17 protein-coding genes are annotated in these 21,372 nt (G+C 71.6%); 13 read left to right on the forward strand and 4 right to left on the reverse strand.

What is annotated here, in order from left to right:
* The first annotated feature begins 17 nt into the window (after positions 1 to 17).
* From ACFVFH_RS06595 to ACFVFH_RS06610, 4 genes are all read left to right on the forward strand, one after another.
* The gene (locus ACFVFH_RS06595; protein ID WP_383764270.1) at positions 18 to 1,259 is read left to right on the forward strand and encodes a cytidylyltransferase domain-containing protein; all 1,242 of its coding nucleotides are present in this window, start codon (positions 18 to 20) and stop codon (positions 1,257 to 1,259) included.
* 88 nt (positions 1,260 to 1,347) lie between these two features.
* A complete protein-coding gene (locus tag ACFVFH_RS06600) occupies positions 1,348 to 2,283 on the forward strand; it encodes an N-acetylneuraminate synthase family protein (RefSeq protein ID WP_383764273.1) in 936 nt (311 codons plus the stop codon).
* A gap of 11 nt (positions 2,284 to 2,294) precedes the next feature.
* On the forward strand, positions 2,295 to 3,350 hold the full coding sequence (locus ACFVFH_RS06605; RefSeq protein ID WP_383764276.1) for a hypothetical protein: 1,056 nt from the start codon (positions 2,295 to 2,297) through the stop codon (positions 3,348 to 3,350).
* Between the two features lie 502 nt (positions 3,351 to 3,852).
* Positions 3,853 to 4,581: a hypothetical protein gene (locus ACFVFH_RS06610; RefSeq protein ID WP_383764279.1), complete on the forward strand. Its 729-nt coding sequence runs from the start codon at positions 3,853 to 3,855 to the stop codon at positions 4,579 to 4,581.
* 86 nt (positions 4,582 to 4,667) lie between these two features.
* Here the strand turns inward: ACFVFH_RS06610 and ACFVFH_RS06615 are convergent, their stop codons facing one another.
* Both ACFVFH_RS06615 and ACFVFH_RS06620 read right to left on the reverse strand, forming a co-directional pair.
* On the reverse strand, positions 4,668 to 5,051 hold the full coding sequence (locus ACFVFH_RS06615; protein WP_383764282.1) for a peptidase inhibitor family I36 protein: 384 nt from the start codon (positions 5,049 to 5,051) through the stop codon (positions 4,668 to 4,670).
* A gap of 155 nt (positions 5,052 to 5,206) precedes the next feature.
* Positions 5,207 to 6,181 carry an ArsR/SmtB family transcription factor gene (locus ACFVFH_RS06620; protein WP_383764285.1) on the reverse strand — a complete coding sequence of 325 codons (975 nt, stop codon included), beginning with the start codon at positions 6,179 to 6,181 and terminating at the stop codon, positions 5,207 to 5,209.
* A 563-nt stretch (positions 6,182 to 6,744) separates the two neighbouring features.
* Here ACFVFH_RS06620 and ACFVFH_RS06625 point away from each other — a divergent pair.
* The 8 genes from ACFVFH_RS06625 to ACFVFH_RS06660 all read left to right on the forward strand — a co-directional run bounded on the left by ACFVFH_RS06625 (position 6,745) and on the right by ACFVFH_RS06660 (position 16,228).
* Entirely contained in the window at positions 6,745 to 7,983 is a 1,239-nt protein-coding gene (locus tag ACFVFH_RS06625) for an amidohydrolase (protein ID WP_383765564.1), read from the forward strand.
* A 467-nt stretch (positions 7,984 to 8,450) separates the two neighbouring features.
* Positions 8,451 to 9,491, forward strand: coding sequence for a BMP family protein (locus tag ACFVFH_RS06630; protein WP_383764288.1), 1,041 nt, complete (start codon positions 8,451 to 8,453; stop codon positions 9,489 to 9,491).
* A 248-nt stretch (positions 9,492 to 9,739) separates the two neighbouring features.
* Positions 9,740 to 11,332 carry an ABC transporter ATP-binding protein gene (locus tag ACFVFH_RS06635; protein WP_383764290.1) on the forward strand — a complete coding sequence of 531 codons (1,593 nt, stop codon included), beginning with the start codon at positions 9,740 to 9,742 and terminating at the stop codon, positions 11,330 to 11,332.
* Positions 11,329 to 12,447 carry an ABC transporter permease gene (locus ACFVFH_RS06640; protein ID WP_383764293.1) on the forward strand — a complete coding sequence of 373 codons (1,119 nt, stop codon included), beginning with the start codon at positions 11,329 to 11,331 and terminating at the stop codon, positions 12,445 to 12,447. The genes ACFVFH_RS06635 and ACFVFH_RS06640 overlap by 4 nt, the downstream gene beginning before the upstream one ends.
* Positions 12,444 to 13,733: an ABC transporter permease gene (locus ACFVFH_RS06645; protein ID WP_383764295.1), complete on the forward strand. Its 1,290-nt coding sequence runs from the start codon at positions 12,444 to 12,446 to the stop codon at positions 13,731 to 13,733. Before ACFVFH_RS06640 ends, ACFVFH_RS06645 begins: the two co-directional genes overlap by 4 nt.
* Positions 13,730 to 14,128 carry a cytidine deaminase gene (locus ACFVFH_RS06650; RefSeq protein WP_383764298.1) on the forward strand — a complete coding sequence of 133 codons (399 nt, stop codon included), beginning with the start codon at positions 13,730 to 13,732 and terminating at the stop codon, positions 14,126 to 14,128. Before ACFVFH_RS06645 ends, ACFVFH_RS06650 begins: the two co-directional genes overlap by 4 nt.
* A gap of 133 nt (positions 14,129 to 14,261) precedes the next feature.
* A complete protein-coding gene (locus ACFVFH_RS06655; RefSeq protein ID WP_383764301.1) occupies positions 14,262 to 15,539 on the forward strand; it encodes a thymidine phosphorylase in 1,278 nt (425 codons plus the stop codon).
* A gap of 98 nt (positions 15,540 to 15,637) precedes the next feature.
* Complete coding sequence (locus ACFVFH_RS06660; RefSeq protein ID WP_383764304.1) at positions 15,638 to 16,228, forward strand: Uma2 family endonuclease; 591 nt, start codon at positions 15,638 to 15,640, stop codon at positions 16,226 to 16,228.
* 138 nt (positions 16,229 to 16,366) lie between these two features.
* Here ACFVFH_RS06660 and ACFVFH_RS06665 read toward each other — a convergent pair whose 3' ends face one another.
* The gene (locus ACFVFH_RS06665; RefSeq protein WP_383765565.1) at positions 16,367 to 19,657 is read right to left on the reverse strand and encodes a S8 family serine peptidase; all 3,291 of its coding nucleotides are present in this window, start codon (positions 19,655 to 19,657) and stop codon (positions 16,367 to 16,369) included.
* A 641-nt stretch (positions 19,658 to 20,298) separates the two neighbouring features.
* Here ACFVFH_RS06665 and ACFVFH_RS06670 point away from each other — a divergent pair.
* Positions 20,299 to 20,604 carry a hypothetical protein gene (locus tag ACFVFH_RS06670; protein ID WP_383765567.1) on the forward strand — a complete coding sequence of 102 codons (306 nt, stop codon included), beginning with the start codon at positions 20,299 to 20,301 and terminating at the stop codon, positions 20,602 to 20,604.
* A 451-nt stretch (positions 20,605 to 21,055) separates the two neighbouring features.
* Here the strand turns inward: ACFVFH_RS06670 and ACFVFH_RS06675 are convergent, their stop codons facing one another.
* On the reverse strand, positions 21,056 to 21,367 hold the full coding sequence (locus tag ACFVFH_RS06675) for a hypothetical protein (RefSeq protein ID WP_383764307.1): 312 nt from the start codon (positions 21,365 to 21,367) through the stop codon (positions 21,056 to 21,058).
* Between the last annotated feature and the right edge of the window lie 5 nt (positions 21,368 to 21,372).

Consider the following 21,372-nt stretch of genomic DNA (forward strand, 5'->3'; position numbering starts at 1 on the left):
CCACCTCAGGAGCAGAGATGACCCCGACCCCCACCGTGCTCGCCGTGATCCCCGCCCGTGGCGGATCCAAGGGCGTACCCGCCAAGAACCTCGCCCAGGTCGGCGGCGTACCGCTGATCGCCCGCGCGGTACGCGCCTGCCTGGCCTCCCGCGAGGTCACCGACGTCGTCGTGACGACCGACGACGCGGCCATCGCGGAGGCGGCCCGCGCCGCGGGCGACACGCTGGGCACCCCCGAGCGGCTGCACATCGTGCAGCGCCCCGCGGCCATCGCCGGGGACAAGTCCAGCAGCGAGGACGCGGTGCTGCACGCCCTGGACGCCTACGAGGCGATGCGCGAGCGGACCGCCGACGTGGTGCTGCTGGTCCAGTGCACCAGCCCCTTCGTACGGCGCGAGGACATCGACGGCGTCGCCGCCGCGGTCGCCCGCGACGGCGCCGACACCGCGGTCACGGTCGCCCCCTTCCACGGCTTCCTCTGGCGCGACGGCAGCGCGATCGAGGAGGACAACTACGGCGTCAACCACGACAAGTCCGTACGCCAGATGCGCCAGGACCGCCCCGAGGACCTCCTCGAAACGGGCACCGCGTACGCCATGGACGCCGCGGGCTTCCGCACCCACCGGCACCGCTTCTTCGGCCACACCGCCCTGGTGCGCACCGACGCCGCGCGGACCCTGGAGATCGACGACCCGCACGACCTGGCCCGCGCCCGCGCCCTCGCGCCGCTGCTCGACCCCTCGCCGCTGCCCACCCTCGACGACGTCGACGCGGTCGTCCTCGACTTCGACGGCACGCAGACCGACGACCGGGTCCTCATCGACGCCGACGGACGCGAGATCGTCGCCGTCCACCGCGGCGACGGCCTCGGCATCGCCGCCCTGCGCAAGACCGGAATGCCGCTGCTGATCCTCTCCAGCGAACAGAACCCGGTCGTCGCCGCCCGCGCCCACAAACTCCGCATCCCGGTCCTGCACGGCATCGACCGCAAGGACCTGGCACTGAAGCAGTGGTGCGACGAACAGTCCATCGCTCCCGAACGTGTCCTCTACGTCGGCAACGACGTCAACGACCTGCCGTGCTTCGCACTCGCCGGCTGGCCGGTCGCCGTCGCCAACGCCCACGACTCGGTCAGGGCGGCCGCACGCGCCGTCACGACCACCCCCGGCGGCTCCGGCGCCATCCGCGAGATCGCGGCCTGGCTGCTCGGCCCCACCCTCACGAGTCCCACCGCCCAGTCCCCGAAGCAACCCCAGTAACTCCAGTAACGCCAGTCCCCCCAAGCAACTCCAGTAACTCCGGGTCCCCCAAACCCACCACCTCATCCGAGCTAAGGAAACACACCTCATGAGCACCTCCCGTCTGCGCACCCTCGGCACCCGCACCGCCGGCCCCGGCAACCCCGTCTACGTCACCGGCGAGATCGGCATCAACCACAACGGCGACCTCGACAACGCCCTCGCCCTGATCGACGTCGCCGCCGAAGCGGGCTGCGACGCCGTCAAGTTCCAGAAGCGCACCCCGGAGATCTGCACCCCGCGCGACCAGTGGGACATCGAGCGCGACACCCCCTGGGGCCGGATGACGTACATCGACTACCGCCACCGCGTCGAGTTCGGCGAGGCCGAGTACCAGGCCATCTCCGAGCACTGCGCCAAGCGCGGCATCGACTGGTTCGCCTCCCCGTGGGACACCGAGGCCGTCGCCTTCCTGGAGAAGTTCGACGTCCCCGCCCACAAGGTCGCCTCCGCCTCCCTCACCGACGACGAGCTGCTGCGCGCCCTGCGTGCCACCGGCCGCACGGTCATCCTCTCCACCGGCATGTCGACCCCGCGCCAGATCCGCCACGCGGTCGAGGTCCTCGGCTCGGACAACATCCTGCTCTGCCACGCCACGTCGACGTACCCGGCCAAGGCCGAGGAGCTGAACCTCCGGGTCATCAACACCCTCCAGCAGGAGTACCCCAACGTCCCGATCGGCTACAGCGGCCACGAGACCGGCCTCCAGACGACCCTCGCCGCCGTCGCCCTGGGCGCCGCGTTCGTCGAGCGCCACATCACCCTCGACCGCGCCATGTGGGGCTCCGACCAGGCCGCTTCCGTCGAGCCGCAGGGCCTCACCCGCCTCGTCCGCGACATCCGCACCATCGAGGCCTCGCTCGGCGACGGCGTCAAGAAGGTGTACGAGTCCGAGCTCGGCCCGATGAAGAAGCTCCGCCGCGTCGCGGGCGTCGTCGCCGAGAACGCCGAGGCGGCCCCGGCCGCCGAGCCGGTCGCGGTCTGACGGGCCGACCGGTGAACCTCGCCTTCGTCGAGAGCCCGGTCCAGCTCCTGAACGTCCTGGAGTGGGCCTGCACAGAGGGAGGCGACGACCGGGTCCTCACGGACATCACGGTCGTCGTCCTCCCCCCGGTCGACCCGATGTCGCGCGGTCAGCTGCGCCGGATGGCGGAGCTGGCCCGCGACGAGGGCATCAACGTCCGATGGCAGGAGGCGCGCGGCGGTGCGGGCGCGCCCCTGAAGAGCCTGCGCGACCTGTCCGGACTCGTCCGCAGGGCGCAGCACATCGTCATCGGCGACCCGTTCTCCCGGTACGTACAACTCCTCCTCACCATGGTCCGCGCCCGCCGCCTCACCGTGGTCGACGACGGCACGGCCACCATGGAGTTCGTCGCCCAACTGGCGCGCGGCGAACGCCTGGTGCGCTGGCACCGGAAGGGCAGCTCGGGCCCGCGCGACCTGGTCCTGGCCCCGGTCACCGCCCGCGCCCGCAGCCGCTTCACCCCGTCCGCGACCCGCACGGTCGAGGTCTTCACGGCGATGCCGGTCGAGGCTCCGCCCGGCGTGACGGTCACCCCCAACACCTTCGCCTGGACCCGCGCCCGCTTCGGCCCGCCGCTGCTCACCAAGGGCGCGGACCTGGTCGGCACGTCACTGGTGGAGACGGGCGTGGTCGACCGGGACCAGTACCTGGAGGCGGTCGCGTCCCTGTCCCGCACCCATGGCGCGACCCGCTACTTCGCACACCGCCGCGAGTCCACCGAGAAGCTCCACGCCCTGGAAGCCGCCACCGGCCTGGAGATCGTCCGCCCCGACCTCCCCCTCGAACTCATCGCCCGCCGGGGCCCCATCGGCCGCACGGTCCTGAGCTTCCCCTCCACGGTCGTCCACACCCTGCCCCTGGCCCTGGCCGGCACCGAGGTGAAGGTCGCGGTCTGCGACATCGCCCCGGAATGGCTCCGCGAAACGGCCTCCCCGCGCGCCCAGGGCTTCCTGAGCGGCGTCACGGAAACCGCCCGCGACGTCCAGCGCCTGGCCCCTTGGCGGGCGACGGCGGTGACGGAGGCGTAACCCGCCTGACGCGAGGAGCGGGCAGCGCCCGCGGCCGAACGTCTCCACCGACTGAGCCTCGTCGCGAACCATGCCGAGGCTCAGAGGTATGTCCGCCCCTCGTTCCGCACGTCACATCGCACTCCGCGTGTTCGCTCCGTGAGCGGCTGTGGAGCATCCCGCCAGGGCCTGTTGCGAAAGTGGGTCCTCAGACGGACTACGCCGGATCCTGTCCTTGGTCTTCCCTCCCGCCAACGTCTCGGCCACTCGCAGGAAGTGTCACTCCGAGCCGTTGGTGAGCCAGTCGGCCATGGCGGCCGCGACCTCGGCAGGGCTCCGGCCGGTGGTGGTGAACTGCCGGCGCACCACGCACCGGAGTTCTTCGGCGTCCTTGTGGGGTCCGGGGGAGCGGCCGCCCCGTCGGCGTCATGGATCACCCTGAGCCGTAAGTGGCCCGGTCCCAGGGTCGGTTGGGGGTGAGCCCCGATAGCGGGCAGGGGCGGCCCGGCACGAGCATCGACGCATGACGACGAGGCGCATGACGACGAGGCGGATGGCGACGAGGCGGATGGCGACGGAGCGGCGGGGTGGGGCGGCCGGTGCGGGCGGGGTGACCGGTGCGACTGGTACGACCGATGCGACTGGTGCAGGCCGGGCGGGGTCCGGTGCGGGCCGGATGCCGGTCGGGGCGGCGCTGCTCGCGGGGCCGGTCCTGATGGCGGGCTACGGGGTGGTGCGGCTGGTCGGGCGGGTCGTGAGCGACTACGGGCCCGGGGTGTGGTGGGCGGTGGCGCATCTGCTGTTCCTGGCCGGGGTGCTCGCCTTCGTGCCGGTCTTCCTGGGGCTGCGGGGGCTCGCCGGGGAGCGCGGCGGCAGGCGGGGCGCCGGTGAGGTGGCCGCCTGGACCGGGCTGGTCGGCGCGGCGGCCGTGGTGGCGCAGGCGGTGATCGACCTCACCGCCGGGTTCGTCTCGGCGGACAAGGAGGCCATGAGCGAGATGTTCGACCGGGTGCAGGGTGTGCCCGGTGTGATGCCGCTGGTGTACACCGTGGTGCCGATGCTGTTCTGGCTCGGGCTGCTGGCCCTCCTCACCCTGCTCGCCTTCCTCCGCCGCGACCTGGTCCCGGCCTGGACCCCGGTGCTGGTGCTGGCGGGGACGGTGGCGATGGCCGTGAACCTGGACCTGCTGCCGGTGGGCGCCCTGTGCCTCGGGGCGGCCCTGCTGCCGGTGCGCCGGGGGCTGTCCCACTGACCGGATGCGGGGCGGTGGCGCGCCCGGGCCCCTTCCGTGAACCGGTCGCGGAGGGGGCCCGGGTGGGCCCGCGGCGGGGCGATGGATCAGACGCAGTTGACCCACTTGTTGGACTTGATGAAGTGGGTGGTGGACCCGGTCAGCTTGGCACCCCGCTTGATGACGCCGCTGCTGCCCTTGTAGTTCTTCTCCGAGTACCACTTGAAGTCACAGCTCTTGCCGTGCTGGTACCGGGACTTGAAGCCCTGGAAGACGGAGAACCCGGTCAGGTCCGCGTTGGTCCCCTCGACCTTCTGCATCCTGCCGGTGTAGTTCTCCCCGGACCAGACGCAGTACCAGCCCGACGGGCAGTCCGACGCGGCCGCCGGCGTGACCTCCGCCGCTCCGGCGGTGCCCGCGCCCCCGGCCAGCAGGCCACCCGCCAGCGCGATCCCACCGGCCACGGCCGCGAACTTCCTGGTCGTGCGCATGCGTTACCCCCTTCGTCCGGGCCGCGTCCCCCGCCCCGGCATTCCCCCCGGGCGGGCGGCCCGTTGTCGTACGACCACGATGGCGCGGCCCTCCGCGACCCCGACAGGACATTCGACGCTGCTCCAAAGAGGCAGCTCGGAGGGTGACCGGAGAGTCAACGAGGCGGGCGCAGCAACGCCGCTCCCGCCGGGGTCACCGTGTGCAGGACCGTGTTCGCGTACCGCCTGCTGTCGATCAGCCCGGCGTCGCGCAGTACGGAGGCGTGGTGGGTGGCGGTGGCGGGGGAGACGCCCAGGGCACGGGCCAGCTCCGAGGTGGTGGCGCCGAGGACGACGGTGCGCAGGGCGGCGGCGCGGGTCCGGCCGAGCAGCGCGCCGAGCGAGACGTCGCGGGGGAGCGCGGGGCCGGGGGTCCTGGAGCGGTGCAGCGGATAGAGCAGGGCCGGACCGAGCCCCGGATCGGCGAAGGTGACCGCACGGTGCCAGCAGAAGTACGAAGGCACCAGGCGCAGTCCGCGCCCGTTCAGATACATGTCGCGGTCGTCCGCGTAGTCGACCTCCAGCACCGGGGGCCGCCAGTGCATGCCCGGCTTCAGGCCCGCCAGCAGGCCGTCGAGGCCGCCGTCGAGGACGGTCCGGCCCAGGAGCGCCCGCTGTCCGTCGATCCTCGCCCGGATCCGGTCGTCGTGCGGTGCGATCACGGCGGAGTGGTACGCGCGCAGGGCGCTCACCAGTTCCTCGCGCGGCCGCCGCTCCGTCAGCCGCGCCGCCCAGGCCGGAGCCCCGACGATCCGGTCCAGGGCCGCCACCTCCCGCCGGACCCGGTCCGGCGGAGTGTCCAGGATCGCCGCGCAGCCGGCGGCCAGCCCCTCCTCGGCCTCGGGCGGAGTGAGGAAGTCCGGGAAGTAGCGCGCTCGGGGCAGGACTTGGAGCAGGACCCTGCGGACGGCGGTCCCCAGCGGCGTACCGGTCAGTTTCGTCCGGGCGGCGCGGTGCCACTCGGCGAAGGCCCAGCGGCCGCGTGCGCTCTGGAGCCGGTGGAGACTGAAGGCGATCTCCCACAGCGGGTCGGGCGTCCGCGCGATCCGGATGCGGGTCAGGTCCTCGGTGGTGAAGTGAATACGCAGCATTCTGGCGTCCCCCGGGATGCGGGCCGTGCCTCTCCCCCCTGGTGAGGCGGCCGTACGAAAAAAGATCCCGACCATCTCCCGCAGAGTCAAAGGATGGTAAAGGGTGCGGGCGCCCGACGGGCCCCGGAGTGGCGGGATCCTGGCCGTGCCGGTGTGTTCCGTCGGTCGTGGGGCGGCGGTTCCGTCCCAGGTGGTCGCCGTACTGTGCGGTCCGCTGCCGGGCGGAGCGGCAAGGGAAGCGGTGGTTTCGCGCCGATCTCGACGGTGGAGTCCGGGCCGGTGTGTCGTCCGCGCGTCCGGCCACCGCCGAGCTCTCGCCGCGGTCGTCCCGGGGGCCTCGCGGCCCGTGGTTCCTGCGGCGGCCCCCGCCCGGCGGACGTGTCGCCGGAACGTCGCGGCGGCCGGGACGTACGCCCCCCCCGCGCGGCGGTGGAGTTTACCCATCGGCCCTGTGCATCACTCGCCGTCACACCATCTTTTGTTCGTCTATGTGGCTGAACTTTTCTTGTTTCATGGTCAGTTGAAGGGGGAAGGGCCTTACCCTTCACCAGGTGAACCAGTTGATGTCCCGCGAGTCCGACGCCGAGCCGACAGCCCACCACGAACCGCTCCCCGGCACCCTGCCCGAGGCCCTGCGCGCCGAGCTGATCGCCTTCCGGCGTGACCTCCATATGCACCCCGAGCTGGGCAACCAGGAGTTCCGTACCACCGCGGCCATCAAGGCCCGGCTGGAGAAGGCCGGTCTGCGGCCCGTGGTGCTCGCCACCGGAACCGGGCTCATCTGCGACGTGGGGACGCGGGACGAGTCCACCCCGCCCGTGCTCGCGCTGCGCGCCGACATCGACGCCCTGCCCATTCCGGACACCAAGGCCGGTGTCCCGTACCGCTCCACGGTCCCCGACCGGGCGCACGCGTGCGGGCACGACATCCACACCACCTCGGTGCTCGGCGCCGGGCTGGTGCTCGCCGCGCTCGACCGGCAGGGTCTGCTGCCGAACCCCGTGCGGCTGATCTTCCAGCCGGCCGAGGAGGTGCTGCCCGGCGGGGCGCCCGACACGATTCTCTCCGGGGCGCTGGAGGGCGTCGGGCGGATCATCGGGGTGCACTGCGACCCGAAGGTGGACGTCGGGCGGATCGGGCTGCGGGTCGGGGCGATCACCTCGGCCTGCGACCGGCTGGAGGTGTCGCTCGACGGTCCCGGCGGACACACCGCCCGCCCGCACCTGACCACCGACCTGGTCACCGCCGCCGCCAAGGTCGCCACCGAGGTGCCCGCCCTGCTGGCCCGCCGGGTCGACGCGCGGGCCGGGCTCGCGGTCACCTGGGGGCGGCTGGAGGCCGGTCACGCCTGCAATGTGATCCCGCAGCACGCCGAACTGTCGGGCACCGTCCGCTGTCTGGAGCTGAGCGCCTGGCGGGACGCCCCCGACCTGGTGCACGCCGCGATCGACGAGGTGGCCGGGATGCACGGCGCCAAGACGGCGATCGACTACGTCCGGGGCGTCCCGCCCGTGGTCAACGACGCCGCCACGATCGATCTGCTCGCCACGGCGATGACCGAGCGCCGCGGCTCGTACGCGATCGAGGACACCGAACAGAGCCTGGGCGGCGAGGACTTCTCCTGGTACCTGGAGCACGTTCCCGGCGCCATGGCCCGGCTCGGCGTCCGCACCCCCGGCGACACCGCCCGGCTCGATCTGCACCGCGGTGACTTCGACGCCGACGAGGAGTCGATCACGGTCGCCGTCGAGCTGTTCACCGCCTCCGCGCTGCTGAACGGCCGCTCCGTCCGCTCCGGCTGAACAGCAGCGGACGGGGGTACGGAGGGCGGGGCGGCAGCGGACGGGTATGCACGGGCGTGGACCGGGCGGGTACGCACGGGCGTGGACCGGGTGGCAGCAGAAGCGGCGCGGACCGGGCGGCAGCGGGCGGGCGTGGACCGGGCGGAAGCGGCGGTCGCCGAGCCGTCCGTCGTGGTCCGTCGGCGGGGCGGTGCCACCCGGATCCGGCCACCGGTCCCGCCCCCGGTCCCGCCCCCGGTCCGACCGCCGAACGGCGCCCGCGCCCGGCGGAGTACCGTGTCGTCGAGCCGCTCGCCGTCTCCGCGTCACCCGGCGGCAACCACCTGTAGTCGGATGGGTCGCCCCTCGTTCGCGACGATCCGATAACGGCTTCCGTACAGGGCTTTATCTGACATCTACGCGCGTTACGATCGCCGCGAAACCAGCGCCGGAAGAGGCGCTTCGGTCAGGTTTGAAGGAGCCTTCCCTTGCGCCGGGTATCCAAGATCACCGCTGCGTGTACCGTCACTGCGGCCCTCGCCCTCACCGCCTCCGCGTGCGGCGAGTCGTCCACCGAGAGCTCCGGCTCCGACAAGGGCAAGATGAAGATCGGCATGGCCTACGACGTGGGCGGCCGTGGTGACAACTCGTTCAACGACTCCGCCGCGCGTGGTCTGGACAAGGCCAAGTCCGAGTTCGGCGCCGAGACCAAGGAGCTCACCGCCAAGACCGGTGAGACCCCCGCCGACCGTGAGCAGCGCCTGGAGTCGCTCGCCGAGGGTGGTTACAACCCGGTCGTCGCCGTCGGATTCGCGTACAAGGACGCGGTCGACAAGATCGCCGCCAAGTACCCGAAGGTGAACTTCGGCCTGGTCGACTCGGTCGCCTCCGCCAAGAACGTCGACAGCATCGTCTTCACCGAGGAGCAGGGCTCCTACCTCGCCGGTGTCGCCGCCGCGCTGAAGTCGAAGGACGGCCAGGTCGGCTTCATCGGCGGTGTGGACCTCCCGCTGATCAAGAAGTTCGCCGCGGGCTTCCAGCAGGGCGTCATGGAGACGAACCCGAAGGCCAAGGTGCAGGTCCAGTACCTCTCCACCGGCTCGGACCTCTCGGGCTTCGGCAGCCCCGACAAGGGCTCGGCCGCCGCCAAGGGCATGCTCGACAAGGGCGCCGACGTCATCTTCGCCGCCGCGGGCGGTTCGGGTGCCGGTTCGATCGAGGCCGTCGCGGGCAAGAAGGGCGCCTGGTCCATCGGCGTCGACTCCGACCAGGCCCTCGACCCGTCCCTGGCGAAGTACAAGGACACGATCATGACCTCCGTCGTCAAGAACGTCGACGGCGGCGTCTACGACCTGGTCAAGTCCGTCAAGGACGGCAAGCCGCTGACCGGCACGCAGACGTACACCCTGGCCAAGGACGGCGTCAGCCTGACCACCACGGGTGACCACCTGAAGGACATCCAGGCCAAGCTCGACGAGGCCAAGAAGAAGATCGCCGACGGCACCATCAAGGTCAAGACCACGACCTGATCCACCGTCGATCGGGGCCCGGGTGAGCCGCTTCGGCTTCACTCGGGCCCCGATTTCACGTACGGGCCCGGCTGCCCCGCCGTAGCCGTACGCACACGGTCCGCCACCTGTCATCAGGTGGCCAACGATTCGGTGGCGCTACGCGCGTAGCGTCCGCCGGGCGCGATACCTTTCACGCTCCCACCGCCTCCGCCCTCCGCTCCTGCCAAGGAGAGTGCGCCATCAACGCGTCCAGCAGTCCCCATGCCGTGGAGCTCCGCGGCATCACCAAGCGGTTCCCCGGGGTCGTGGCCAACCACGACATCGACATCACCGTGCGCCGTGGCACCGTCCACGCCCTCGTCGGTGAGAACGGCGCCGGCAAGTCCACCCTGATGAAGATCCTCTACGGCATGCAGAAGCCGGACGAGGGCACCATCGCGGTGGACGGCGAGCAGGTCTCGTTCCACAACCCCGGTGATGCCATCGCGCGCGGCATCGGCATGGTGCACCAGCACTTCATGCTTGCCGACTACCTCACCGTCCTGGAGAACGTCGTTCTCGGCTCCGAGAAGCTGCACGGGATCGGCGACCGGGCCCGCGCGAAGATCAAGGAGATCTCCGACTCGTACGGCCTGGGGGTCCGCCCGGACGCCATGGTCGAGGACCTCGGGGTCGCCGACCGGCAGCGCGTGGAGATCCTCAAGGTCCTCTACCGCGGCGCCCGCACGCTGATCCTCGACGAGCCCACCGCCGTCCTCGTGCCGCAGGAGGTCGACGCGCTCTTCGACAACCTGCGCGAGCTCAAGGCCGAGGGCCTGACCGTCATCTTCATCTCGCACAAGCTGGGCGAGGTGCTGTCGGTCGCCGACGAGATCACCGTCATCCGGCGCGGTACGACGGTGGGCACCGCCGACCCGGGGAACACCACGACCAAGCAGCTCGCCGAGCTGATGGTCGGCAGCGAACTCCCCTCGCCCGAGACCCGTGAGTCCACCGTCACCGACGTGCCGATGCTGACCGTCGACGGACTGCGGCTGAGCGCCACCGACCCGGACGGCGTGGTCCGCTCGGTCCTCGACGGCATCGGCTTCACCATCCACAAGGGCGAGGTCCTCGGGATCGCGGGCGTCGAGGGCAACGGCCAGTCCGAACTGGTCGACGCGATCATGGGCATGCGCCCGCTCGACGCCGGAACGGTCACCCTCGACGGCGCCGACATCTCCCGCACGCCCACCCGCAAGCGCCGCGAGGACGGCATGGGCGTCATCCCCGAGGACCGCCACCGGCACGGACTGCTGCTGGAGGCCCCGCTCTGGGAGAACCGCATCCTCGGCCACGTCACCGAACGCCCCAACAGCAAGGGCGCGTTCCTCGACCTCAAGGGCGCCCGCGCGGACACCGAACGGATCGTGCGCGAGTACGACGTGCGCACCCCCGGCATCGACGTCACCGCCGCCTCGCTCTCCGGCGGCAACCAGCAGAAGCTGATCGTCGGCCGCGAGATGAGCCACGGCCCGAAGCTGCTGATCGCCGCGCACCCCACCCGGGGCGTGGACGTCGGCGCGCAGGCGCAGATCTGGGACCAGATCCGCGAGGCCCGGCGCGACGGCCTCGCGGTGCTGCTGATCTCCGCCGACCTGGACGAGCTGATCGGGCTCTCCGACACCCTGCGCGTCATGTACCGCGGCCGGCTGGTCGCGGACGCCGACCCGGCGACCATCACCCCCGAGGAGCTGGGCTCCGCGATGACGGGTGCGGCCACCGGCCACCTGGAAGCGCCGGACGAGTCGACGGCGCCCGGCGCCGGATCCGCCGACAGCACCGACACCGACCCCCGGAACGGGGGAGAGGACCGATGAAGAAGATCGACAAGGAGCGGCTGCTCCTGGGGATCGCGGCCCCCGTACTCGCGATCGTGGTCGCCTTCCTGGTGACCGCACTCGTGCTGGCCGCCACCGGCAAGGAGCCGTTCAGCGCCTTCGGCATCATGTTCGACTACGGGCTGAAGTCGGACAGCCAGGTCTACATCCTCAACAAGGCGACGACCTACTACCTCGCGGGTCTCGCGGTGGCCGTCGGCTTCCGGATGAACCTCTTCAACATCGGCGTCGACGGCCAGTACCGCCTCGCCGCGTTCTTCGCCGCCGCGGTCGGCGGCGCGCTGACGCTGCCCGGCGCGCTCCAGATCCCGCTGATCATCCTCACCGCGATGATCGTCGGCGCGATGTGGGCGGGCATCGCCGGTGTCCTCAAGGTCACCCGGGGCGTCAGCGAGGTCGTCTCGACGATCATGCTCAACGCCATCGCGACCGCGGTCATCGGCTACCTCCTCCAGCAGGGCCGCCTCGGCCACCTGGACGAGGCCGGCACGAAGATCTCCACCAAGCCGCTCCCGGAGTCCTCGCACTTCTTCGAGTTCCCGACCACCCCGTCGCCCGTCTGGGGCTTCATCGTGGTCGCGGTCGTCGCGGGCGTCGCCTACTGGTTCACGCTCTCGCGCACCCGCTTCGGCTTCGACCTGCGCACCGTCGGCCAGTCCGGCTCCGCGGCCGAGGCCAGCGGCGTCGACGTCAAGAAGATGGTCATCACCTCGATGCTCATCTCCGGCGCGGTGGCCGGTCTGATCGGCATGCCGACCCTCCTCAACGACAGCTACGAGTACAGCGGGGACTTCCCGGTCGGCATCGGCTTCACCGGCATCGCCATCGCCCTCCTGGGCCGCAACCACCCCGTCGGCATCGCGCTCGGCGCGCTGCTCTGGGGCTTCCTGGAGCGCGGCACCGGCAAGCTCGAATTCGAGGGCTACGACAAGGAGATCGTCGGCGTGATCCAGGGCGTCATCGTCCTGTGCGTCGTCATCGCCTACGAAGTCGTCCGCCGCTACGGACTCAAGCGCCAGCAGAGCAAGGTCGGCGCGGAACTCGCCGCACAGGCCGCCGCCCGTAACAACGACCAGCAGGAGGTGTCGGCGTGAGCGCCACGGCGACTTCCACCCCGCCCCCCGCGGCCCCCGAGGTCTCCGGCGGCAAGGGCGGCCGCACCCGCCTCTCCTTCCCCGTCGTCCTGCTGATCATCGCGGGCGTGCTGCTCGCGCTGTCCGCCGTGCGCGCCATCACCGGCGCCCAGGACGTCACTTCGGCGGGCCAGATCAGCGCGGCCCTCGCGATGGCCGTGCCGATCGGTCTCGCCGGTCTCGGCGGTCTCTGGGCCGAGCGGGCCGGTGTGGTCAACATCGGCCTCGAAGGCATGATGATCCTCGGCACCTTCTTCGGCGCCTGGGCCGGCTGGCAGACCAACCCCTGGCTCGGCGTCCTGGCCGGAGTCGTCGGCGGCATGCTCGGCGGGCTGCTGCACGCGGTCGCGACCGTCACCTTCGGCGTCGACCACATCATCTCCGGCATCGCCATCAACATCCTGGCGCTCGGCTTCACCACCTACTTCGCCAAGCTCTGGTTCAACTCGGGCGAGGCGGCGGCCAAGGGCGGCAGCCCGAAGCAGTCCCCGCCGGCCGACGACATCACCTCGGTGACCGTCCCGGGCCTCTCCGACTGGCTGCACTCCATCGAGAAGCACCACTGGTTCTTCGTCTCCGACCTGGCCGGTGTCCTCGGCGGCCTGGTCACCAATGTGTCGCTGCTGACGATCCTGGCGATCGTCCTGTTCGCCCTCACGTTCTTCGTGCTGTGGAAGACCTCGTTCGGGCTGCGGCTGCGCTCCTGCGGCGAGAACCCGGTCGCCGCCGAGTCGCTGGGTGTGAACGTCTACACGTACAAGTACATCGCCGTGATCGTCTCCGGCGGCATGGCCGGGCTCGGCGGTGCCTTCCTCTCGCTGGTCACCTCGCACATCTACAACGAGGGCCAGACCGGCGGCCGGGGCTACATCGGTCTCGCCGCGATGATCTTCGGAAACTGGCGGCCCGGCGGGCTCGCCATGGGTGCCGGACTGTTCGGCTTCGCCGACGCGCTCCAGCTGCGCAACGGCGGCGAGTCCGTCCACGCGCTGCTCCTGCTGCTCGTGGTCGTGCTGGCCGTGCTCGCCGCCTGGAAGCTCTACCGCAAGAGCTTCGTCCAGGGCGGCGTCAGCGCGGTCATCGCCGCCGCCGTGCTGGTCTGGTATCTCTCCACGGACACCGTGCCCACCGAGTTCGTGAGCGCCACCCCGTACATCGTCACGCTGCTCGTCCTCTCGCTCTCCGCCCAGCGGCTGCGGATGCCGAAGGCGGACGGCATGCGCTACCGCAAGGGCCAGGGCAAGTGACGGCCGCCGCGGAGGTCGACTGGGCGGCGCTGCGCAGCGCCGCACGGTCGATGATGAGCCGCGCGTACGTCCCGTACTCGCACTACCCGGTCGGCGCCGCCGCGCGCGTCGACGACGGGCGTACGGTCTCCGGCTGCAACGTCGAGAACGCCTCGTACGGCATCGGGCTGTGCGCCGAGTGCGGGCTGGTCTCCCAGCTCCAGGCCACCGGCGGCGGTCGGCTCACCCACTTCACCTGCGTGGACGGGGCGGGCGAGATCCTGGTGCCGTGCGGCAGGTGCAGGCAGCTGCTGTACGAGTTCGGCGGCCCCGAACTCGTCCTGGAGACACCGGACGGACTGCGCACGCTCGACGAGATGCTGCCGCAGGCGTTCGGCCCGGACCATCTGAAGTAACGGACGCCCGCAGCGCGTCCACCGTGGCCCTCCCGCCCGCCGGGAGGGCCACCCCCATCTCCACCCTCTATGCGCGTAGAGTCATTCGGGACTCTTGCGTACCGTACGTACCGGCCGGAAGGACTCCCAGGACATGGACGCCATCTCCGTCATCCGCACCAAGCGCGACCGGGGCGAGCTGACCCCCGAGCAGATCGACTGGGTCATCGACGCGTACACCCGCGGTGAGGTCGCCGACGAGCAGATGTCCGCGCTGGCCATGGCGATCCTGCTGAACGGCATGAACCGCACCGAGATCGCCCGCTGGACCGCCGCGATGATCGCCTCCGGCGAGCGGATGGACTTCGCCTCGCTCTCCCGGCCCACCACCGACAAGCACTCCACGGGCGGCGTCGGCGACAAGATCACCCTGCCGCTCGCCCCGCTGGTCGCCGCCTGCGGCGCCGCGGTGCCGCAGCTCAGCGGCCGGGGCCTCGGCCACACCGGCGGCACCCTGGACAAGCTGGAGTCCATCCCCGGCTGGCGCGCCCACCTCTCGAACGCCGAGATGCTCGACGTCCTCGACACCACCGGCGCCGTCATCTGCGCCGCGGGCGACGGCCTCGCCCCCGCCGACAAGAAGCTCTACGCGCTCCGCGACGTCACCGGCACCGTCGAGGCCATCCCGCTCATCGCCAGCTCCATCATGTCCAAGAAGATCGCCGAGGGCACCGGGGCGCTCGTCCTGGACGTCAAGGTCGGCTCCGGCGCCTTCATGAAGACCATCGAGGACGCCCGCGAGCTGGCCTCCACCATGGTCGCCCTGGGCACCGACAGCGGAGTGCGCACGGTCGCCCTGCTCACCGACATGGCCACCCCCCTCGGCCTGACCGCGGGCAACGCCCTGGAGGTCCGCGAGTCGGTCGAGGTCCTGGCCGGTGGCGGCCCCAAGGACGTCGTCGACCTCACCCTGGCCCTCGCCCGCGAGATGCTGGACGCGGCCGGGCTCAAGGACGCCGACCCGGAGAAGGCCCTCGCCGACGGCTCCGCGATGGACGTCTGGCGCCGGATGATCTCCGCCCAGGGCGGCGACGTGGACGCCCCGCTCCCGGTCGCCCGCGAACAGCACGTGGTCACGGCCCCGTCCACCGGCGTGCTGACCCGCCTGGACGCGTACGACATCGGCGTCGCCGCCTGGCGCCTCGGCGCGGGCCGGGCCCGCAAGGAGGACCCGGTCCAGGCGGGCGCCGGCGTCGAGCTGCACGCCAAGCCGGGCGACACGGTGACGGCCGGCCAGCCGCTGCTGACGCTCCACACGGACACCCCCGAGAAGTTCGACTACGCCCTGGGCGCCCTGCCCGACGCGTATGACATCGCCCCGGTCGGCACGGCCTTCACCGCTACTCCGGTAGTGCGGGAACGTATCGCCTGACCTGCGAATTTCTCATTCGGGTGAACGGGGCCGGTGGACTGCCACCGGCCCCGTTCGGCATGCTGGACTCGGTGACGCACCGATAAGAGGAGACCGCCATGAGCGCACTCACCGTCGATCCCGCCCCCGGCCACGGCCAGGAGTGGGACGACCTCGTCCGGATCTGGGAGGAGACGGACGCACCCGAGGGCTGCAAGGTGGAGATCATCGAGGGGATCGTCACCGTGTCGCCACCGCCGTCCAAGGACCACAACACCACCGCGGAACTGCTTCAGCGCAGGCTGTACACCGTAATTCCGGAGGAGTGGGGGATCTACCAGACCCTCGGCGTCTCCGTGCCGGGGCGGGCCGGACTCTACATCCCCGATCTCGTCGTCGTGCCCCGTGCCGTGGCGACCGGGCCGGGCAACCGCGTCCCGGCCGAGGAGGCCCGGCTCGTCGTCGAGATCACCTCGCAGGCCAACGCCAACCACGACCGCATCGGCAAGGTGTACGGGTACGCGAAGGCCGGAGTCGCGCTGTTCCTGCTGCTCGACCCGTGGCACTCGGGCCGCCCCACCGCCACCCTCTACGGCGAGCCGGACGAAGGCACCTACCGGGTGCTGGACACGGTGGAGTACGGGGAGAAGCTGACGCTGCCCGAGCCGTTCGGGCTGGACCTGGACACGGGGATGTTCCCGGTCAGCTGAGCGAGCGGCGCCGCGGTGCCGCGGCGCCGGTGCTCCCGACGGGTCACGGACGCGGAGCGGCCCGCCGGGACAGGGGGGATCCGTCCCGGCGGGCCGCCGTCATGGGGCCGGTGGGCTCAGTGGCTCACCGGTGGCCGGTCACTTGCCGAAGTACGCGTTGTAGATCGACACCGACGACTTGTTGCCCTTCTTGTCCGTGACGTTCGCCCGGTAGGAGATGGACTTCCCCTTCGCCGGGTTCTTCACGGAGATCTTGCCCGCCTTGACCGTGGACTTCTTCCAGGTCTTGCCGGCGTCGTAACTGACGTACACCGTCAGCGACTTGAGGTTCTTACCGGCGGCCGCACCCTGCACCGTCACGGGCACGGAAGCGGTCCGGCCGGCCGTCACCCTGCTGTCCGCGGTGACATTGGGCGTGAAGCGGACCGTGGAGACCGGCAGCATCTTCGGGTCCGAGGTCCGCTGGGAGCGGAAGGTCCAGCTGGCGTCGATCCGGGTGGAGACCGGGGACAGCTTGGCGCTGCGCCGTGCCGAGGTCGTCAGCCGGTAGTCGGCGGCGGCCGACGGAACGGCGATGGGGGTGTCACCCAGCAGCGGGTCCTCGTTCTGGGCGAGCTTCTTGCCGTTGCGGTACAGCACCGTCTTGACCGAACTGTAGGCGGAACCACCGAGGTTGCCCTGTCCGTCGGCCACCAGCGGCAGCACGCCGAGGATGTTGTTGCCGTCGCGCAGGACGCCGTACTCGGAGGTGACGGCGGGGCCGAACACCGCGGTGTTGACCTTCTTGGTGTAGGACTTGCCCGCCTTGAGGCTCTGCTGGTCGCCGAGGGAGTACGACGCGTCGACCACCGGGTAGCCGTCCGGGTCGAGCCCGCCGTCCTGCTCGAACTCGAAGCTCCACTTCACCTTGTCGGCGGTGGAGACATAGGAGGTGATATTGCCCGGGATCTTGTGGAGCGACCAGGCCGACCAGCTGCCGTCCTCCCCGGGCAGCAGGCCCGCGGCCGTGAACTCACCGGTCTTGCCCTTGGCGGGCGAGCCGAGGGAGACACCCACCTTGGCCAGCTGGCTCGCGGCGTACTTCCGCTCGAAACCGGTGGCCGCCTGGGTCACCCGTCCGCCGGCCACGATGTCGTACCGGGTCGAGGCCCCCTTGACCCAGCTGCCGATCCAGTGCTGGGAGAGCGAACCGTCGGTCACCTTCGGGCCGAAGTGCGCGGTGCGGAAGTTCTTGTACGTGTCGAGGACCCAGCCGTAGGTGTAGCCGCCGTCCTCGGTCATGCGCTGGAGGTCGGGCGCGGCCAGCAGGGACGTCGTCCCGGTGGTGGGCAGGGTGATGTTCACCGGCTTGGCCTTGCGCGCGTCGAGCGTCACGGTGAGGTTCTTGGTGACGTCGAGCTTCGGCTGGGCCAGCCAGTCGGTGCCCTTGGCGTAGTCCTCGGGGTCGACGGTGACACCCGCGTTCAGCGTGTATCCGCCGGCGGGGACACGGAGCTTGGCCGTACCGGCGGTGCTCGTCGGGTTGAACCACTCGCCGTTGGCCTTGCCGGTGAGGCCGAAGAGGTCGGTGTCGACGAACTCGGCGGGCTTGCCGTCGCGTCCGATGGTCTTGACCGTGAGGTCGTAGGACTCGATCTCCCGCTCGACCGCGGCCGCGGTGCGGACGCTCTGGCCGCCGCCCGTGGCGACGACGTACGCGGAGTAGGAGCCGTCCGTCGTGCCGCCGAGCTTGGTGTTCACGGTCAGCGGCACATCGGCGGTGCCGCCCGCGGGAACGGTCACCTTGGTGGCGCCGAGGCCGAAGAACCCGGCCGGGGCGGGCTTGCCCTTCGGGTTGGTGGCCTTCACCGCCAGGTCCAGCGTGACATCGGCCGTACCGAGGTTGCGGTAGGTCACCTTCTTGGTGACCGGGGTGTCATCGGTGTGCGGCCACTGCTGCACCCCGAAGCTCACCGAGACCGGGTCGGCGACGACGGTCTGGGTGATCGCCCGGTCGACCGCGATCCGGCCCGAGCCCTGCTCGAACGGTGTGTACGCGCCCGGCTTGGTCGAGGCCGTCAGCGCGCCCTTGAGCTCGGTGTACTTCCAGTCCGGGTGCTGCTGCTTGAGGAGCGCCGCGGCGCCCGCGACGTGCGGGGTCGCCATCGACGTACCGGAGATCGTCAGGTAGCCGGGCGGGTTCTGCCCGACCTCCTGGTCGATGGCGGAGCCGGGCGCGGCCGCCGCCGTGATGTCCACACCGGGCGCGGTGACGTCGGGCTTGATCGCCCCGTCGCCGACGCGCGGGCCACGGCTGGAGAAATCGGCCAGCTGGTCCTTGTCGTCGACCGCGCCGACGGTCAGCGCGGCGTCCGCACTGCCCGGGGAACCGACCGTGCCGGCCATGTCGCCCTCGTTGCCCGCCGCGATGGCGAACAGGACGCCCTTGTCGGCCGACAGCTTGTTGACCGCCGCTTCGAGCGGGTCGACCTCGGGGGTGTCGTTGCCGCCGAGGCTCAGGTTGATGACGTCGGCGCCCTGCGCGACCGCCCACTCCATGCCGGCCAGGATGCCGGAGTCGTCGCCGAAGCCGTCGTCGTCGAGCACCTTGCCTTCCAGCAGCTTGGCGTCCGGGGCCACCCCCTTGAACTTGCCGCCCGACTTGGCGCCCGAACCGGCCGCGATCGAGGAGACATGGGTGCCGTGGCCGACCCGGTCCTTGGTGTCGGGCGAGGAGGTGAAGTTCTTCGTGCCGAGGATCCGGCCCTTGAGATCGGGGTGGGTGGCGTCCACACCGGTGTCCAGGACCGCGATCTTGACGCCCTTCCCGGTGTAACCGGCCTTCCAGGCGGCGGGGGTCCCGATCTGCGGCACGCTCTTGTCGAGGTTCGCCCGGCGGACGCCGTCCAGCCAGACCCGGTCGATACCGGCGGCCGTGGTGCGCTGCGCGCTGTGCGCGGCCTTGGCGGTGAGTGCCTGCCAGATGTCCTGGGCGTCGCGCTGCGGCGTGGTCACCGACTGGGCGTTCAGCGAGTTCAGGGTCCGGCCGACCCGGGTGGAGCCCGCGTTCCGGACCTCGGTCCTGGCGGTCGCGGCCTGGGCGCCCCGGTAGGAGACGATCAGCTTCAGGCCCGCCTTCTGGGCCCGGCGGTTCTCCGCACGGTTCAGCTCGGTGATGTCGAACAGCCGGCGGTCCAGCTTGCCGGAGCTGATCAGCCGGTGTGCGTCGGCCGGCACGAGCAGGGTGTGGCCGTCGCGTATCTGCCGTTGCACGGGTATGTGCTCGCGACCCTTGGCGGCCCGGAAGGCCAGGAACTCGCCCTTGGCGTTCACGGTGACGCGGTCGCCGGTGATGAGGGTCAGCTCGTGCCCGGCGGCGGACCCGCCGCCGGCCGGGCGGAGGGTGCCGGGGCGGGCGGCGTCGGGCTGTGCCATGGCCGGGGTGGTCATCCCGGCCGCGAGTGCCACGGCGGCGGCCGCGGCGACGGTCGAAACACACGCGTTCTTCACGTGTCTGCGCAACTCTCCCCCTGGAGAATCAGGCGGCCCCGAGGGGCCACTGGTCAGTCGGCACCGCAGGGACGCCGGTGCCGGCCGGTTCATGTATCTAGAGGGGGAATCGGCTGCGGGGGTTCACAGAAAGCTCACAGACCACCGGAGTTGACGGAAGTTCACCGCTTCGGCGCGGTGCGCGGAGCCGGGCCCGGGGTGGGTGCGCGGGTCGTGCGGGCAGCCGCCGGGCGGGTACGCGGCCGTTTCACCGGGCCGGGAGACTTGCTGAGAACGGCGGTCGGGCAGCGATGAGTTTCGGCCGCCGGTCCGGTCTCCCTGATGTGGAACCCATGACCCCGAACGCTCTCATCGTCACCGGCCGCGTCACCCGGGCCATGGTGCCGGAACTCTGCGCCGAACTGGAGGCGCTGCTGCACGACTTGGACGGCGACGCCGCCGCTGCCGCCGCTGCCGCCGCTGACGGCGGTGCTGGCGCCGCCGATGCCGCCGACGACGAGCGGGCGGCCTGTAGTTGGGATGCCCGGGGTTCAAACGGCCAAGGGTCGGATGCCCGCGCCCCGGACGCCGGAGGGCCGGACATCCGGGAGCCGGACAGCCGCCCCCGCGCCCCTGGCTCCCGCGCCTCTGGCCCCCGTGTCCCGGATGCGTGGGTGGACTGTGATGTCGGCGGGGTCGTGCACGTGGACCTGGCCCTGGTCGAGGCGGTGGCGCGGCTGGGGCTCGTCGCGCGCCGGGCGGGCGGCAGGAGGCTGCGGCTGCGCCGTGTGCCGCCCGAACTGAAGGGCCTGCTCGACCTGGTCGGTCTGGCCGAGGTGGTGGACGTGGGATACGGGGCGGGGGCCGAGGAAGCGGAGGCCGAGGAGGCGGGGGAGGGCGGCAGCTGAGCGTACGAGCCGCCCGGGTCGGGCTCCGGTCCGGTCTCGGCCAAACCCCGTCCCGCCTTCTGCCCGGCCTCAGTTCCGGCCTCTGTCGGGCCTTCGCTCGGCCTCCGTCACGCCCTCCGCCCGGCCCCGCCCCGCTTTCTGCCCGGCCTCAGTCCCGGCCCTCTGCCCGGCCTCAGTTCCGGCCCTCTGCCCGGCTTCTGTCGGGCCTTCGCCCGGCCTCGGCCAAGCCCCGTCACGCCCTCTGCCCGACCTCCGTCTAGTCTTCTGCCCGGCCTCGGCCAAACCCCGTCACGCCCTCTGCCCGGTCTTCTGCCCGGCCTTCGCCCGGCCTCGGTCAAACCCCGTCACGCCCTCCGCCCGGCCCCGTCCCGCCTGTGCCCGGCCTGGTCTCGCCCCCACTCCCACTCCCACTCCCGCCCCCACTCCCGGCCCCGCTCCCACCCCTCTCCGCTCAGTCCGCGGGTTCAGCCCGGTCGCAGACCACTGCCCGGAGATGGGCGGTCCCGGAGTCGAGCGGGGCCGCCGACGCCTTGAGGAGCGCGGCGGGCGTGGCGCCGGGGCGCGGCGACGCGGCGCGTACGAGGTCGTCGCAGACGGACTCGGGCTGCGGCCCCGGTTCGGCCTTCGTCCAGGAGGGCCGGGCCGAACCGGGCTCGGGGCCCCGGGTGGCGGAGGGCTCGCCCATCCATTGGGACAGCCCCCAGCCTCCGGCCGCCAGCACCACCCATCCGGCCACCAGCCCGATCCGTACGCCGCGTCTCACGCCGT

Origin of the sequence: Streptomyces sp. NPDC057697 (assembly GCF_042799335.1) — a bacterium.
Lineage (GTDB): Bacteria > Actinomycetota > Actinomycetes > Streptomycetales > Streptomycetaceae > Streptomyces.